The sequence below is a fragment of the Vibrio sp. RC2502 genome (assembly GCF_054850435.1).
Map to the genome: position 1 here is coordinate 140,665 of NZ_CM141453.1, position 14,970 is coordinate 155,634.

The 14,970-nt window shown below is 48.2% G+C and carries 16 protein-coding genes; 11 read left to right on the forward strand and 5 right to left on the reverse strand.

Annotation, left to right across the window (positions count from 1 at the left end):
• The first annotated feature begins 48 nt into the window (after nucleotides 1-48).
• From gspG to ACYJZR_RS00670, 8 genes are read left to right on the forward strand one after another with little or no spacing between them, the layout of a single operon-like run.
• Nucleotides 49-492 carry a type II secretion system major pseudopilin GspG gene (gene gspG / locus ACYJZR_RS00635; protein ID WP_005465191.1) on the forward strand — a complete coding sequence of 148 codons (444 nt, stop codon included), beginning with the start codon at nucleotides 49-51 and terminating at the stop codon, nucleotides 490-492.
• Between the two features lie 30 nt (nucleotides 493-522).
• On the forward strand, nucleotides 523-1,119 hold the full coding sequence (gspH, locus tag ACYJZR_RS00640) for a type II secretion system minor pseudopilin GspH (RefSeq protein WP_023624183.1): 597 nt from the start codon (nucleotides 523-525) through the stop codon (nucleotides 1,117-1,119).
• Entirely contained in the window at nucleotides 1,106-1,495 is a 390-nt protein-coding gene (gspI, locus tag ACYJZR_RS00645) for a type II secretion system minor pseudopilin GspI (protein ID WP_005478722.1), read from the forward strand. The genes gspH and gspI overlap by 14 nt, the downstream gene beginning before the upstream one ends.
• Nucleotides 1,482-2,165, forward strand: a complete 684-nt coding sequence (gene gspJ / locus ACYJZR_RS00650; protein WP_406966250.1) for a type II secretion system minor pseudopilin GspJ — start codon at nucleotides 1,482-1,484, stop codon at nucleotides 2,163-2,165. Before gspI ends, gspJ begins: the two co-directional genes overlap by 14 nt.
• Nucleotides 2,158-3,168, forward strand: coding sequence for a type II secretion system minor pseudopilin GspK (gspK, locus tag ACYJZR_RS00655; protein WP_005478666.1), 1,011 nt, complete (start codon nucleotides 2,158-2,160; stop codon nucleotides 3,166-3,168). The genes gspJ and gspK overlap by 8 nt, the downstream gene beginning before the upstream one ends.
• Complete coding sequence (gene gspL, locus ACYJZR_RS00660) at nucleotides 3,137-4,339, forward strand: type II secretion system protein GspL (RefSeq protein WP_025504048.1); 1,203 nt, start codon at nucleotides 3,137-3,139, stop codon at nucleotides 4,337-4,339. The genes gspK and gspL overlap by 32 nt, the downstream gene beginning before the upstream one ends.
• A 7-nt stretch (nucleotides 4,340-4,346) precedes the next feature.
• The gene (locus ACYJZR_RS00665) at nucleotides 4,347-4,838 is read left to right on the forward strand and encodes a type II secretion system protein M (protein WP_005458943.1); all 492 of its coding nucleotides are present in this window, start codon (nucleotides 4,347-4,349) and stop codon (nucleotides 4,836-4,838) included.
• Nucleotide 4,839: 1 nt separating this feature from the next.
• Entirely contained in the window at nucleotides 4,840-5,601 is a 762-nt protein-coding gene (locus ACYJZR_RS00670; RefSeq protein WP_025627102.1) for a type II secretion system protein N, read from the forward strand.
• A 285-nt stretch (nucleotides 5,602-5,886) separates the two neighbouring features.
• Here ACYJZR_RS00670 and cysQ read toward each other — a convergent pair whose 3' ends face one another.
• From cysQ to ACYJZR_RS00690, 4 genes are all read right to left on the reverse strand, one after another.
• Entirely contained in the window at nucleotides 5,887-6,714 is an 828-nt protein-coding gene (gene cysQ / locus ACYJZR_RS00675; protein WP_005458987.1) for a 3'(2'),5'-bisphosphate nucleotidase CysQ, read from the reverse strand.
• 41 nt (nucleotides 6,715-6,755) lie between these two features.
• Entirely contained in the window at nucleotides 6,756-7,325 is a 570-nt protein-coding gene (nudE, locus tag ACYJZR_RS00680; RefSeq protein WP_005459019.1) for an ADP compounds hydrolase NudE, read from the reverse strand.
• Nucleotides 7,326-7,545: 220 nt separating this feature from the next.
• Nucleotides 7,546-8,130 carry a Fe-S biogenesis protein NfuA gene (gene nfuA, locus ACYJZR_RS00685; protein ID WP_005458964.1) on the reverse strand — a complete coding sequence of 195 codons (585 nt, stop codon included), beginning with the start codon at nucleotides 8,128-8,130 and terminating at the stop codon, nucleotides 7,546-7,548.
• Nucleotides 8,131-8,227: 97 nt separating this feature from the next.
• Entirely contained in the window at nucleotides 8,228-8,953 is a 726-nt protein-coding gene (locus ACYJZR_RS00690; RefSeq protein ID WP_406966251.1) for a ComF family protein, read from the reverse strand.
• An 84-nt stretch (nucleotides 8,954-9,037) separates the two neighbouring features.
• Here ACYJZR_RS00690 and bioH point away from each other — a divergent pair, with 84 nt between their 5' ends.
• Both bioH and ACYJZR_RS00700 read left to right on the forward strand, forming a co-directional pair.
• Entirely contained in the window at nucleotides 9,038-9,805 is a 768-nt protein-coding gene (gene bioH, locus ACYJZR_RS00695) for a pimeloyl-ACP methyl ester esterase BioH (RefSeq protein ID WP_353569042.1), read from the forward strand.
• A gap of 123 nt (nucleotides 9,806-9,928) precedes the next feature.
• Nucleotides 9,929-10,393, forward strand: coding sequence for a hypothetical protein (locus ACYJZR_RS00700; RefSeq protein ID WP_005459035.1), 465 nt, complete (start codon nucleotides 9,929-9,931; stop codon nucleotides 10,391-10,393).
• A gap of 135 nt (nucleotides 10,394-10,528) precedes the next feature.
• Here the strand turns inward: ACYJZR_RS00700 and ACYJZR_RS00705 are convergent, their stop codons facing one another.
• Nucleotides 10,529-12,850, reverse strand: coding sequence for a Tex family protein (locus ACYJZR_RS00705; protein ID WP_025441144.1), 2,322 nt, complete (start codon nucleotides 12,848-12,850; stop codon nucleotides 10,529-10,531).
• Between the two features lie 212 nt (nucleotides 12,851-13,062).
• On the opposite strand from ACYJZR_RS00705, the gene ACYJZR_RS00710 reads away from it, so the two are divergent.
• Nucleotides 13,063-14,943: a putative ATP-dependent zinc protease gene (locus ACYJZR_RS00710; protein WP_015296086.1), complete on the forward strand. Its 1,881-nt coding sequence runs from the start codon at nucleotides 13,063-13,065 to the stop codon at nucleotides 14,941-14,943.
• The last annotated feature ends 27 nt before the right edge of the window (nucleotides 14,944-14,970 follow it).

Genomic DNA, 14,970 nt, shown 5'->3' on the forward strand with positions numbered 1-14,970 from the left:
GCGTGTCTAAATTAAGACGTGGCTTGAATCTAACTTTCGGAGAAAAAAATGAAATTTAAGCGTAGTAAGCAACACGGTTTCACACTGTTAGAAGTGATGGTAGTTGTTGTTATCTTGGGTATTTTGGCAAGTTTTGTTGTTCCAAACTTGCTAGGCAACAAAGAAAAGGCAGACCAACAAAAAGCGATCACTGACATTGTGGCGTTAGAGAACGCGTTGGATATGTACAAGCTAGACAACAGCGTGTACCCAACGACAGACCAAGGTCTAGACGCATTGGTTACTAAGCCTTCTAACCCAGAACCGCGCAACTACCGTGATGGTGGTTACATCAAGCGTCTTCCAAATGACCCTTGGGGTAATGCATACCAATACCTAAGCCCTGGTGACAACGGCACGATTGATATCTTCACTCTAGGTGCGGATGGTCAAGAGGGCGGTGAAGGTCCAGCAGCGGATATTGGCAACTGGAACATGCAAGACTTCCAATAAAATGAGCGCAAGCCAGCACTAATGAAACAAATGCGAAAACATAACGGTTTTACATTAATAGAAATCCTATTGGTGCTGGTTTTGCTATCTCTTACCGCGGTGGCGGTGATCACTACGTTGCCTACCAGTCAAAAAGACCTCTCTAAACAATACGCGCAAAGTTTCTTTCAGCGTTTGCAGTTGCTTAACGAAGAAGCCGTACTCAGCGGTAAAGATTTTGGTGTGCGTGTCGACGATACCAAAAAGACCTATACCCTGCTTAGCTTGACCGCTGAAGGCTGGAAGCCGCTGGAAATGAAGCAAATTCCAAGCAAAACCAAATTAGAAGATGACATTGCATTGCAATTGGATTTAGGTGGCGGTGCTTGGGATAAAGACGATCGTTTGTTCGAGCCGGGTTCACTGTTTGAAGACATGTTTGCCGACGAAACTGAAGAAAAGAAAGTGAAACCACCGCAAGTCTTCATTTTCTCGAGCGCAGAAGTCACGCCGTTTACCTTGTCTTTTTTCCCACAAAAAGGCGATGCGTTTAACGATGGTTGGCGAGTGATCGGAAAAGAGAGTGGGCAAATTCTGTTGGTAGCGCCAGGTGAAGAAGTGGAAGAGGATGCGAATGCGCAATTTTAAGCAAACTCAACCAAACTTAAACCGTCGCCGAGTGCGAGGGATGACGTTGCTTGAAGTATTGGTTGCACTGGCTATTTTTGCCACTGCGGCGATCAGTGTGATTCGCTCAGTGAGTCAACACATCAACACAGTCAGCTACTTAGAAGAAAAGATGTTTGCAGCAATGGTTGTGGATAACCAAATGGCGAATGTGATGCTAGATACTGGCGCGCTGAAAGCCAAGAATGGTACCGAAGAACTAGCAGGGCGTACATGGTATTGGAAAGTCACGCCTGTAGCCACCACGCAGCCATTGCTGAAAGCATTTGATGTAAGTGTCGCGACCGCGAAAAACGCGAGTCCAGTTGTTACGGTAAGAAGCTATGTGGCGCAGTAAACCCAATCGCGCAAATAAGCGCCGCGCAGCAAAAGGTTTTACACTCATTGAAGTGCTGGTGTCGATAGCGATCTTTGCCAGCTTGAGTGTGGCGGCATACCAAGTGGTGTCGCAAGTTCAGCGCAGTAACGAGTTGTCGCAAGAGCGAACTCAACGTTTGAATGAACTGCAACGCGCCATGGTGATGATGGATAACGACTTCCGCCAAATGGCATTGCGTCAAACGCGTACCAACGGCGAAGACCCTGCCGGGCAACTGATCTTTTGGTCGGATTATTTACTCGATTCCGACGCGAAAGGCCTGATGTTTGCTCGTGTGGGTTGGCATAACCCGCAGCAACAGTTCCCGCGTGGTGAAGTGACTAAAGTGGGTTATCGCGTTAAAGAAGACACCCTGCAGCGTGTTTGGTGGCGTTATCCAGATACCCCAGTTGGGCAGGAAGGCATTGTCACTCAGTTGCTGAAGCAGGTGGAATCTTTCGACATGCGTTTTTATGACGGTAAACAGTGGAAGAAAGAGTGGGACAACAATAAAGAGTTGCCGAAAGCTGTCTCAGTTGTCTTGAAGTTGAAGGATTACGGTGAAATTGCGCGCACGTATCTAACGCCAGATGGCAAGCTTGCAGAAAGTGAAAGAAACAAAGCATCGGAGGGCAACAACAATGGCTAATCGTCAGCGTGGTGTTGCTTTGATTATTGTACTGATGTTGTTGGCGATTATGGCGACCATTGCTGCCACCATGTCTGAACGTTTGTTTTTGCAGTTTCAGCGCGGTTCAAACCAAATCCATTACCAGCAAGCATATTGGTACAGTGTTGGTGTTGAAGCCTTGGCTGAAGTGGGTATCGAGCAGAGCTACAAAGACAGCGATACCATCAACCTCAGCCAACCTTGGGCGATTAAAGAACAAGTGTACCCATTGGACTATGGTCAAGCTGCAGGACGTATTTGGGATAAGCAAGCGTGTTTTAACCTCAATGTGTTAAGTCGAGTGCAGCCGACCGGACAACAAACCACTCGACCATATTTGGTTCAAGTGCTGCAGCGTTTGTTGGAAGAATCGGATGTAGAGCCGTATCAAGCGGAAGTGATTGCCGATTCCACTTGGGAATACATTGATTCAGACAGCACAGTACGTTCAACCACCGGCGTGGAAGACAGCACCTACGAATCGATGAAACCTTCGTATTTAGCGGCTAATGGTTGGATGGCAGACAAAACTGAACTGCGCGCGGTATATCAAGTGAGTGGTGAAATTTATCAAAAGATTGAGCCCTTGGTATGTGCGATCCCAAGTGATGATTGGCGTTTAAACGTCAACACGATAGAGGTGGAACAAGCGCCGATTTTAGTCGCTATGTTTTCACCGAACTTGAGCAGCAGCGATGCGGTTCAACTGATAGAAAAGCGTCCCTTCGATGGTTGGGACAGCGTAGATGAATTTCTAGCGGAGTCAGAATTAACTGGCTTGAGCGATGATGTAAAGAAAAACGCCAAAGGCTATTTAGGAGTGGATAGCTCCTTCTTCGAATTGGATGCACAAGTGTTGGTGGATGATTCACGAGTACGTATCCGAAGCCTTTTGCAAAGTACAAATAGAGAAACGGTGACGGTCGTTCGCCGTCGTTTTGGAGGGATCAGTGAGCGAGTTTCTGACCGTTCGGCTGAGTAGCGAACAACAAAGTACCATTCCTTGGGTGGTGTGGTCGACAGAACAACAGGAAGTGATTGCCAGCGGTGAACTTGCCGGATGGGAACACTTGGATGAGTTGGTATCGTATGCCGGCCAGCGCCAAGTCATCGCTTTACTAGCGAGTAATGATGTGGTGTTAACTCAGGTGGACATTCCGCCTGGTGCAACACGTCAGTTCGACAACATGTTGCCTTATTTGATTGAAGATGAAGTCGCGCAAGATGTGGATAGCTTGCACTTTACTGTATTGGGTAAGCAAGCGGATAAAGCACAAGTGTGTGCGGTCGAGCGCGCATGGGTACAAACCGTGCTACAGCGTTTTGCTAGCCAAGGGTTGACCATCAAACGCATCTTGCCAGATGTATTGGCATTGCCTGTCAGTGATGACAACAGCAGTGCGGCACTGATTGGTGAGCAATGGCTAATTCGTCACTCAGAGACAGAAGGCGCGGTGGTGGATTCGGCGTGGCTGGATCTTTACCTCTCTTCTTACCTGCAAAACCATGAAGGTTGGCAACTCGATTGCTACAGTTCCGTGCCAGAATCGACTGTTGAGAGTGTATGGGTTCCTAAGCCAGAAGAGATGACGATGGCGTTGCTCGCAAAAGGCGTCGCGAGTAGTAAAACGAACCTGTTAACTGGCGAGTTTAAGCCGAAGTCTTCTTGGGGTAAGTACTGGAAAGTTTGGCAAAAGGCGGCTATCGCTGCGGGCGTTTTGTTAGTGGTGGTCGTGGCTCAGCAACTTCTCGTCGTCCACAAGTACGAGGCGCAAGCACAAGCCTATCGTGAAGAAAGCGAACGTATTTTCCGTCAGGTTTTCCCAAACAAGAATCGAATTCCGACCGTAAGTTATTTAAAGCGTCAAATGACAGATGAAGAGCGCCGTTTATCTGGTGGCTCAACAGATGTTGCGATGTTGTCTTGGCTTGCTGCCTTGCCAGCAACGCTTGGTCAGGTGAAAGATCTAGAAATCACCAGCTTTAAGTATGACGGCCAACGTGGTGAAGTGCGCATTCACGCACGTAGCTCAGACTTCCAGCCTTTTGAGCAGGCACGTGTGAAGTTGGCTGAGAAGTTTAATGTTGAGCAAGGTCAGCTTAATCGCAGCGATAACGTTGTGATGGGTAGCTTTGTGTTGAAGCGTCAGTGAGGTGATGATGAAGAATTTAATTTCTCAAGCGCAAGCTTGGTGGAGTGGCATCTCTCAGCGTGAACAACGACTTGTGCTGGGCTGTGGTGCATTCGCCATCCTTGGCATTCTTTACTGGGGGCTGCTGCAGCCGATGAGCCAACGTGCAGAGTTGGCGCAATCTCGTATCCAAAGTGAAAAGCAATTGCTTACATGGGTACAAGACAAAGCTGATGACATTACCGCATTGAGAAAAAGCGGGGGTGTCAGTTTTTCCAATCAGCCACTTAACCAACTTGTCTCTTCATCAGCGCGCCGTTTTAAGGTGGAACTGATTCGTGTGCAACCACGCAACGACAGTGTGCAAGTGTGGATTAAACCGCTCGCATTCAACCAGTTGGTGGATTGGCTACGCTACTTGAAAGAGCAGCAAGGCATTGAAGTTGAATTTTTAGACATCGATCGTACAGACCAAGCGGGCATGATTGATGTGAACCGTCTGCAATTTAAGCGAGGTTAAGGTGAAGCGAGCAGTACTTTACGTTGTAATCTTTATCGTTTGTTTTTCTGTTAGCTTGATCATGGGGTTACCTGTTTCTTGGGTTCTCCAGCAAGCCCCTACTGTGAAAGGGCTCGACATACAAGGTGCTCACGGTTCCGTTTGGCAAGGTCAGGCTTCTAGCGTGCGTTGGCAGCGTCAAAACCTAGGGCAAGTGAATTGGGATTTCCAATGGTCTAGCTTGTTTATCGGCAAAGCCGAATTTTCGGTACGTTTTGGGCGCGGCAGCGATATGAACATTCGCGGTCGAGGTTTAGTTGGATACAGTCTCAGCGATGGCCCTTACGCGGAAAATTTGGTGGCGTCGATCCCGGCATCGAAAGCCGTCGAACAAGCGCGCCTGCCGGTGCCTGTTAGTGTTGATGGCCAGCTGGAGTTGAACATTCGTCATGCGACTTACGCAGCTCCGTGGTGTAAAACTGGTGAAGGCACATTGGTTTGGAGTGCCAGTGGCATCCAAAGTCCAGTGGGAAGCTTAGAGCTCGGCCCTGTTATTGCTGATTTGAAATGCCAAGATAGCGTGCTAACTGCATCAGGTGAGCAAACCAGTACGCAAGTTTCCTCGGCGTTTTCAGCGGAACTGATGCCGAATCAACGCTATTCAACGAAAGCGTGGTTTAAACCTGGCGCAGATTTCCCATCAAGCATGGGGGAGCAGTTGAAATGGCTTGGACAGCCAAACGCACAAGGCCAATACGAGTTTGACTACAAAGGCCGATTCTAATCTCGAGCCAACGTAATACAGAAAAGAGCTGCCAATGTGCAGCTCTTTTTACTTTTGGATCATAGTAGGCCAAACCCTCTATTCGCTGTACGTAAATAAACGAGGGACAAAGTTGGTTGTTTAAGTGGTTGTATTTTAATTGGATTGTGTGGTTTTGTGCAGTTTGATTAGCTTTAGGTATATGGCAGGTCAAATACTGTTAAAGCTACTCATGCGGAAAAAGAAAAGGCCGTGAACGGAATTCACGGCCTAATGATACAAGTTGAGTTACGCAAGTATAAGTACTTAATCTTTGCGTTGCAGGATGTCATCCCAAGGCAAATTCGTATCGCCCAGCACGATAAAGTTCGGGTTCTCTAGCGTTTCCCGTTCGTTGTAAGACAAAGGTTCGAGGTGAGTGCTGAGAATGCGTCCGCCCGCTTCTTCCACGATGCATTGCGTTGCTGCTGTATCCCATTCGCCAGTAGGGCCCAAACGTAAATAGCAATCGACCGCTCCTTCCGCCACCAAACACGCTTTTAACGCTGCAGAACCGAGAGGAATTAAGTCGTAATTCCAAGCGCTACTCATGCGGCTGGTGATGCGATTAATGTCTTGGCGACGGCTGATAGCAATGGCAATGTTTTGTCCTGCTTGTTCATGTTTGTGCGTGTGGATTTTCACGCTTTCAGACATGTCTGGGATTTTCCACGCACCTTTGCCGCTGTATGCGTAATACGTGACGCCAGAAACAGGCCCATACACCACGCCCATCGCTGGCTTGTTGTTGTCAATTAATGCAATGATGGTCGCAAAGTCGCCACTGCGTGCGATGAATTCTTGTGTGCCATCTAGTGGATCGACCAACCAATAACGCTGCCATTGTGCGCGCTGCTCTAAGCTGATGTCGGCGGCTTCTTCAGACAACACGGGGATGTCTGGCGTCAGTTCACTTAAACGTTCAGTGATGAGTTTGTGCGCGGCAATATCGGCGCTTGTGACCGGTGTTTCATCACTTTTGGTGTACGCTTCATATTGCTTTTTCTCGTAGATATCGAGAATCATTTGTCCCGCACTGCGGGCAATTTCGATAACTTGAGGAAGCAGGTGAGATAGATCTTTTGTCATTGGCATAGGTGATAGTCCTTACTCACAACATTTGTCGGTTTACACCGTTATTGATTGTTGTTGTGAGTGGTGTTTGGTAAGTGTTTCAGTGCCAACATTAACGCCGTGATGCTTCGTGCTTCACAGAAGTCCAAATGCGTTAATAGCTCTTCGGCTTGTGCGAGTGGCCAGCGCACAATTTCTAACGGCTCTGGTTCGTCACCTTCTTGCTTTTCAGGGTACAGCGATTGACCTAGAAACAGCGTCATCTTGCTCGAAAAATAAGAAGGAGCAAGGATCACTTGTTTTAACGGGGTGAGTTCCTTACAACCAAAACCAATTTCTTCTTTTAGTTCGCGGTCAGCGGCCTGATGTGGCGTTTCACCGGGATCGATAAGACCTTTAGGAAAACCCAGTTCGTAACGCTCTGTACCAGCAGCGTATTCACGTACCAACAGTAAATCACCCTGCTCGGTTACCGGTACAACCATTACGGCATCGCGACCACTTGGCTTCATGCGCTCATAAGTGCGATGCTCGCCATTGGAGAAGCGAAGGTCGAGGGCTTCCACAGCAAACAGTTTTGATCGAGCGACCGTCTGACAAGAGAGAATCTCTGGTGGGGTCCTTTTCGACATGGCGCTGACTCCTTGGTGTCGTTGGCTTTTGTAAGGTGCGTAAGATTCTTAATATATGAGAACTCTGCAAGAGTTGCTAGTTTGATTTCATCGCTTCGGCAGTGTTCGCTCGATAACCTTGAAAGAGGTCGTGTGTGACGAAGAATCTCACGTGTTTAATGGATTGTTCAGATACAAAAATGGGAGACCAAAGCCTCCCATTTTCACCGACGATAAGCTCTTAGTAGTAAGAGTGGTCACCACGGTCGTGTTCTGTTGCATCTCGAACTGCTGTTAGCTCACCAACGAACTGGTTTAGTAGCTCTTTCTCGATGCCTTCTTTTAGTGTTACGTCAACCATTGAACAACCGTTACAGCCGCCACCGAATGCAACGATAGCTACGCCTGCTTCAGTAATCTCAACCAAGTTCACATGACCGCCGTGGCCAGCAAGCTGTGGGTTAACTTGAGTTTGGATAACGTACTCTACACGCTCTACAAGTGGCGCATCGTCCGACACTTTACGCATTTTTGCGTTTGGTGCTTTCAATGTCAGTTGAGAACCCATTTTGTCGGTAACGAAGTCGATTTCAGCGTCTTCAAGGAAAGGTAGGCTTAGCTCATCCACGTAAGCTGAAAAACCTGCGTAAGGGATCTCAGTGTCGGTCGCTTCAACCGCTTCTGGTGGGCAGTAAGATACGCCACACTCAGCGTTTTGTGTACCTGGGTTCACAACGAAAATACGAATGTTGGTGCCTTCTGGCTGTTGGCCTAGAAGGTTAGCGAAATGCGTTTGCGCAGTTTCTGTAATAGTAATATTTGACACGACGAATACCTGAGTAATTTTGTAGGTTACTGCTGCTATTCTACTCCTGTTGACGTATGGGTCTAGTCTTTTTGATGCTAAGGCATGGTGAAGCGATCTAGACAGCACCAGGAGCAGGGGTTCTGCAGATGCAGTAAATATCGACGGTTTCTACGCCAACTTCAAGTAGTAAATGACATAATTGTCGAGCCGTGCTTCCCGTCGTGACCACATCATCTACGATTGCGACGTGGTTATACTTTGGTGGCTGATTTAAGGTGAAAGCGCCTTTTAAATTCTGTTCTCGGCTGGATTTCTTGTTCCCGCGCTGCGACTGGGCGTGTTTTACGCGGCGAAACACGTGATTATCAAACCTCACATTAAGGTGGCCAGCCAAATGTCGCGCCAGTATGTCGCTCTGATTAAAGCCTCGATACAAGTAGCGTTGCCAGTGCAATGGCACTGTGGTGATAAGCGGAGCGGGAGTTGAAATGCGCTGGGCAAGCAATTGCGTTAAAGCGCGAACATGCCATATTTGTCCGTGATCTTTGAAGCGTTGTACTTCTCGAGACAGCGGAAAATCGTAGTCTCCCAAGGTAAATAGCCGTTGCCAAGGGGGAGGCTCGGAGAGGCACTCGCCGCAAATGCTCTCTATATTCGCTTCCTCTGCTTTTAAGCTCAATCCACAACGTTGGCAGCGTTTTACTGGCGTAAGATATTGATAACAGTGATCACACCAACGCAGCGCATTGGGTTGAGCGGCAGCCAGAATCGGGAAGCGACATAAACCGCATTGACTGCTGAGCACACGATGCATGATGTTTTGCCAGTGATGAGATAACATACCGCTTATTCAAGGTTAGATTTTGCACAGCCTAACGCTTGAGTGAAGCGATAAGGAATAAAATAAGTGGGAGAGATTGAGATCATGAGCACGAATTTACACTGGCAGTCGTTCGGTCAGGGACCGGATTTGGTGTTGCTGCATGGCTGGGGGATGAATGGCGCAGTTTGGCAGCAAACGGTCGAATCTCTGCAGGCCGATTTTTGTGTCCATGTCGTCGATCTTCCTGGATACGGCTTTAGCGCTGAGCATCATGGTGAAGACCTCACACAAATCGCTGCCATGGTACTAAAAGACGCGCCAGAGAAAGCAGTGTGGCTAGGTTGGTCGTTGGGTGGTTTGGTGGCCACGCACATTGCGCTCAATGCTCCTCAGCGAGTGAGTAAGCTGATCACCGTCGCCAGCTCACCAAAATTTGCCGCAGAAAAACCGTGGCGCGGCATTCAACCGAATGTACTGAGCGCGTTCACCTCTCAGTTACTAGAAGACTTTTCACTGACCATTGAGCGCTTTATGGCGCTGCAAGCCATGGGAAGTCCATCTGCACGTAAAGATGTTAAACAACTCAAACAAGCGGTGCTATCGCGTCCTCAGCCGAACCCAGAGTCATTATTGGTTGGTTTAAATATTTTGGCGGATGTTGACCTGCGTGATGCTTTGATTTCCTTGACTATGCCGATGCTACGCCTTTACGGTCGTTTGGATGGTTTGGTGCCGATTAAAGTGGCGACCGATCTCAGCCAGCAACTGCCTCACACGCAACAGTTTGTCTTTTCTCAATCTTCTCATGCACCGTTCATGACTGAACATGATGAATTTTGTGCGAAAGTTCGAGATTTCGCTCGGGATTAAAATCGCGCAGTGAAAAAGGCTAAAGTTGATTAAAATTTGGCCGATATAATTGTCGGTAAGGTTTTATTCGTAAATAAGGCCAAGCCATATTGACGAGTTGGGCGACTCTGAGGAGGGTTCGCAATGATTGTGTCACCGACCAACGTAAGTGTGCCACTGATCGCCCCATCCGTTAATGTGCAGACGGAACAAGCTGCTCGTGACAACAGAGTCCGAGAACCTGTGACGCCGACGGTCGCATTGGCGAAAACCAATGCTGAGCGCAAAGTAAAAAGTGATGAGAAGCGACGACGTCAGTCCTCTTGGGATCCCTCTGAGCATCCCGATTACGAAGTGGACCATGAAGTTGATGCGCGTTATCACGAGGAGCCGGAAGACACGCTTGAAAGGCTTTTCGATTTACTGGCACTGAAATCGTACAGTGAAGATCAGGGAAAGGGCTATGCGATACGCTTTCGTTTACCGAAGCGCATTTTGGATGCTGCGATCAACCAAGGATTGATGGAAAAGCGCAGGAAGGTGATCAAATTTCATTATGGTCATTCGGTCGTGCCCCATACCCCGTCAGAAGTGATAGCAGTATTATGACGAATCAATATCCTATCCAATAAAAACGCTCCAATCAGCATGACTGACTGGAGCGTTTTCTTTTTTCTTCTGGATGCTTGAAGCCGTCGCCCAGCTGCAACCTTAATATCTCAAGTGCAGCCGTTAAAACCTAGACTACTTCTTTGCTTTGGCGAAAGCCGCCGCAAATGCGCCACCCATCGCATTGTTCGATGAGGAATCATCACGGCGAGGTTGACGACGTTGTGATTGGTCATTACGACGCGGCGCTGCTGATGAGCGTTGGCTGCGGTTGTCTTGACCCGGCTCGTCGTTTAAACGCATCGATAGACCGATACGCTTGCGCTGTACATCCACTTCCATCACTTTCACTTTAACGATGTCACCTGCTTTCACCACTTCACGCGGATCAGAAACGAAACGATCCGTCAGGGCTGAGATGTGCACTAAACCATCTTGGTGAACACCAATATCGACGAAAGCACCAAAGTTGGCCACGTTCGATACGACGCCTTCGAGAATCATGCCCGGTTCTAGATCTGCAACCGAGTTAACGCCTTCAGCGAAGGTTGCGGTTTTGAACTCCGGACGAGGGTCTCGGCCTGGTTTGTCCAGCTCTTTGATGATATCGGTTACCGTTGGGACACCGAAGTGCTCATCGGTGTAATCCACCGCGTGCAGACCTTTAAGGAACGTTGAATCGCCAATCAGTGCTTTGATGTCTTTACTGTTCTTCTCGGCAATCGCTTTGACTACTGGGTAGGCTTCTGGGTGCACTGCAGAGGCATCCAGTGGGTTTTTACCATCCATAATACGAAGGAAACCCGCACACTGCTCGAACGCCTTAGGACCTAAACGAGGCACTTTCTTCAAAGTTGTACGTGCTTCGAAACGACCATTTTCATCACGGAAGTCGACAATGTTCTGTGCGATGGTGCTCGACAAGCCTGCAACGCGCGTCAGTAGCGCTGCAGAGGCAGTGTTCACATCAACACCCACCGCGTTTACACAGTCTTCGACAATCGCATCAAGACGTTTTGCCAGCATAGATTGGCTAACATCGTGCTGATATTGGCCCACACCGATCGATTTAGGATCGATTTTAACGAGCTCCGCTAGCGGGTCTTGCAGACGACGAGCAATCGACACCGCACCACGCAGAGATACGTCCATATTTGGGAACTCTTTCGCTGCAAGCTCAGATGCTGAGTAAACCGATGCCCCCGCTTCACTTACGATGATCTTCTGAACTTTCAGGTTGCCGCGTTTGATCACGTCAGCGACAAAGCTGTCGGTTTCACGCGAAGCCGTGCCGTTACCTATTGCAATCAAATCCACGTTGTATTTGCGCACCAACTGATCAACGATTTGCGCTGATTTGTCGTATTGCTTTTGTGGTGGGTGAGGGTAGATAGTTTCTGTTGCAAGCACTTTACCAGTAGGGTCGACAATAGCGATTTTAGAGCCTGTACGCAGACCCGGATCGAGACCCAGCGTCGCACGAGGGCCTGCCGGTGCTGCCATCAACAAATCTTTTAGGTTGGTGGCAAACACTTCAATCGCTTCGATTTCAGCGCGTTCTTTCATTGCGCCCATCAGCTCGGTTTCCATGTGCATCGATACTTTGATGCGCCATGCCCAACTGATCACTTGTTTACGCCATGCGTCCGCCGGTGCACTGCTTAGCGTCACGCCATAATGGTCGGCAATGATGGTTTCGCAGTACGATTGGCGTGCACCTTCTTCTTGTTCAGGGTCGGCGTTCATCGCCAACGTCAAAAAGCCTTCATTACGGCCTCGTAACATCGCCAGTGCACGGTGTGATGGCACTTTGCTCAGTGGCTCGTTATGGTTGAAGTAATCTTTAAACTTCTCGCCTTCTTGCTCTTTACCCTCAACGACACGAGAAACCAGTTCCGCGTTGCGGTTTAGATGGGCTCGAATTTTTTCAAGCAGGTTCGCATCCTCAGCAATGCGCTCCATGATGATTGCGCGAGCGCCATCCAGTGCTGCTTTGGTATCCGCGATGCCTTTGTCCGCATCAAGATATTTCGTCGCTTCGCTTTCTGGTTCTGTTTGTGGCTGGTTCCAAAGTGTATCAGCGAGAGGTTCTAAGCCAGCCTCAATCGCGATTTGGCCTTTGGTGCGGCGCTTTGGTTTGTATGGCAGGTAAAGGTCTTCCAGGCGAGTCTTGCTGTCGGCTTGCGTGATCTCTCGTTCTAGTTCTGGCGTCAGTTTGCCTTGTTCTTGGATCGACTTCAGAATGGTTTGACGGCGATCGTCGAGCTCGCGAAGGTATGACAGACGGCTGTCCAGAGTACGCAGTTGGGTATCATCAAGGCCACCTGTCACCTCTTTACGGTAACGTGCAATAAATGGGACCGTGTTACCATCATCAATCAGGGTGACAGCAGCGTTGACTTGCTCTGGGCGAACATTCAGTTCTTGAGCAATCATGCGACAGATAGCTTGGCTCATCCGTGTATTCTCTTTTAATTCGGTTTGGATATTGGTTGTGTATAGAACATTGGGGTCATTCATAGAATTTGCAATGTTTTAAATTAGCTTCGCAAAAATTTACCGGGCGCTGGTGGACATCGGTCAGATTTATGTCAAAACTGTAATTAAATTGAGAACTTATAAGTTCTGTTGGCGACTAATTTTATATACCTTGGCTCACACGGATAATCATGATGAAAAAAATGTCTTTGGCTCTGGCACTCTCTAGTGCTCTCCTGATAGCCCCGTTTGGTTGGGCGCAATCCATCTCTGCAACCACGCAAGATCCCATCTATCAACTTGATGATAAGTTAGTTTTAGGGCGGGTCGAAAGTGTGTATTACAGCGAAATTCCTGAGCTAAGTGACGTCCCTTTCATCGGTAAAATTGATACCGGCGCTGACACCACCTCCATGCATGCAGAAAATATTCACGTAAGCAGCAGCAATCCCAAATACAAAAATCTTAAAGATGACAAACTGCTGTGGGCAATTGTCGATGATTTAGGTGGCACGCAAGCCAAATGGGAAGCCAACAGTTTTGAACCTTATCAAGTCACCGTCAGTTTCACGATTCAGCATCCTTATACTGGCAAAGAGATCACGGTAACCGACGATCTTGAGCGCATCAGTGCTATCCGCAGTCGCACCAGCAAAAAACCGATTTTGCGTCCAACCGTAAAAATGCCGATGACGATTGCTGGGCATACGGTAGATACCGTGGTGAACCTTACCTCGCGCAAACAGTTCTCTGCGCCAATCCTGATTGGCAAAACTTACCTAGATGATAACGCGTGGGTGTTTGCTGGGTATGACTACCTGCAAGAACAACCCAACGCGAAAATGATTGGTAAGAAAGAGACGGTAGAAATCGAAGGCATTCCCTACAAAACCAGCGTTTCGACAAGCAGCCGTTACACCAACGTTCACGCTCTCGATATCAAAGTGGATAAAAAAGCCAAGCAAGTGTCGTTTACTTTAGAGGGTGAGAACGGCAAGCGCCATCCTATGACACTGCCATTGGTGCGGATGTTGAAAACCACCAAGAGCGAGCGACCTTTGGTGTATCTGCCTGTCAAGATTGACGAAAACGAAACTCAGCAATGGTTGGTGTACTTACGAGATCGCAGCAAGTTCAGTTCGCAAATCCGCCTGGGCCGAGACGTAGTGAGCCAACATTTCGTGATAGATACCGACAAAGAGAATTTGCTCGGCGGCGTGGAAAAAACCTTTAAGAGTGCACTGAAGTCCAAACCATTGGTGATTTCACCGGAAGAGGAAGTGAACATTGATGGCTACGTGGTTCCCGCTTATCCAACCTTTACCGTGAAAACGCCATTATTACGCGTGAATGGATTTGAACTGAGTGAAAAGGGCAAAGACGAAGTCGCGACGTTCTATTTGAGCAATGAAAAAGGCAAAGAAGAAAAAATCACCAAACCCGTGCTGAAGAAACTCAAAGTCGGCGATATGGTGCGTCCTGTGGTGGAAGGTGACTTCTTGTTCGGGAACAAAGAAAAGTCGATGGAGTTTGCTATCGACGTGCTAGATAAAGATGAAGAGCAGCCGTTTTTCGTTTTCGGCCACAACATGGCTAAAGGTGGCGTGCTACTGAATACGCGCGCAGACCACTTGCTCGATGCTAAACCTTTGTTCCGAGCTGGCCACATCGAAGTGGCCGAAGTGGAAGGCATGTCTTTCCCGGTCAAACTGGACACCGGTGCGGATGTCAGTTCTATCAATGCTAAGGACATCAAACTGTTCCAAAAAGATGGCAAAGACATGGTGAGCTTTACCTACGAAAATGACCTCGGTATGCAAAAAGCCTTTACTCGCGAAGTGGTAGACGTAATGAAAATTACTGCGAAAAAAGGCGAGAAAGCAAACGTCCGTCCGGTGGTGGAAATGCACGTCAAACTGGGTGACTTAGAGAAGAAAATTCGCGTGAATTTGCAAGATCGCGGACGCTTTCATTACAGCATGATTTTGGGTAAAAACTTCTTAAAGCACGGTGCGTTAGTGGCGAGTGAAACCAATTACATCGTGACGAAAAAACCAGATTACGAAAAATAGTCGAACCGTCGCCTAACCTAATTGCCA

Excerpts from the sequence above, each read along its gene's own strand:
- gspG (WP_005465191.1), top strand. The coding sequence starts at position 49 with ATGAAATTTAAGCGTAGTAAGCAACACGGTTTCACACTGTTAGAAGTG.
- gspH (WP_023624183.1), top strand. The coding sequence starts at position 523 with ATGCGAAAACATAACGGTTTTACATTAATAGAAATCCTATTGGTGCTG.
- gspI (WP_005478722.1), top strand. The coding sequence starts at position 1,106 with ATGCGCAATTTTAAGCAAACTCAACCAAACTTAAACCGTCGCCGAGTG.
- gspJ (WP_406966250.1), top strand. The coding sequence starts at position 1,482 with ATGTGGCGCAGTAAACCCAATCGCGCAAATAAGCGCCGCGCAGCAAAA.
- gspK (WP_005478666.1), top strand. The coding sequence starts at position 2,158 with ATGGCTAATCGTCAGCGTGGTGTTGCTTTGATTATTGTACTGATGTTG.
- ACYJZR_RS00665 (WP_005458943.1), top strand. The coding sequence starts at position 4,347 with ATGAAGAATTTAATTTCTCAAGCGCAAGCTTGGTGGAGTGGCATCTCT.
- cysQ (WP_005458987.1), bottom strand. The coding sequence starts at position 6,714 with ATGCCAATGACAAAAGATCTATCTCACCTGCTTCCTCAAGTTATCGAA.
- nudE (WP_005459019.1), bottom strand. The coding sequence starts at position 7,325 with ATGTCGAAAAGGACCCCACCAGAGATTCTCTCTTGTCAGACGGTCGCT.
- ACYJZR_RS00690 (WP_406966251.1), bottom strand. The coding sequence starts at position 8,953 with ATGTTATCTCATCACTGGCAAAACATCATGCATCGTGTGCTCAGCAGT.
- bioH (WP_353569042.1), top strand. The coding sequence starts at position 9,038 with ATGAGCACGAATTTACACTGGCAGTCGTTCGGTCAGGGACCGGATTTG.
- ACYJZR_RS00700 (WP_005459035.1), top strand. The coding sequence starts at position 9,929 with ATGATTGTGTCACCGACCAACGTAAGTGTGCCACTGATCGCCCCATCC.
- ACYJZR_RS00705 (WP_025441144.1), bottom strand. The coding sequence starts at position 12,850 with ATGAGCCAAGCTATCTGTCGCATGATTGCTCAAGAACTGAATGTTCGC.
- ACYJZR_RS00710 (WP_015296086.1), top strand. The coding sequence starts at position 13,063 with ATGATGAAAAAAATGTCTTTGGCTCTGGCACTCTCTAGTGCTCTCCTG.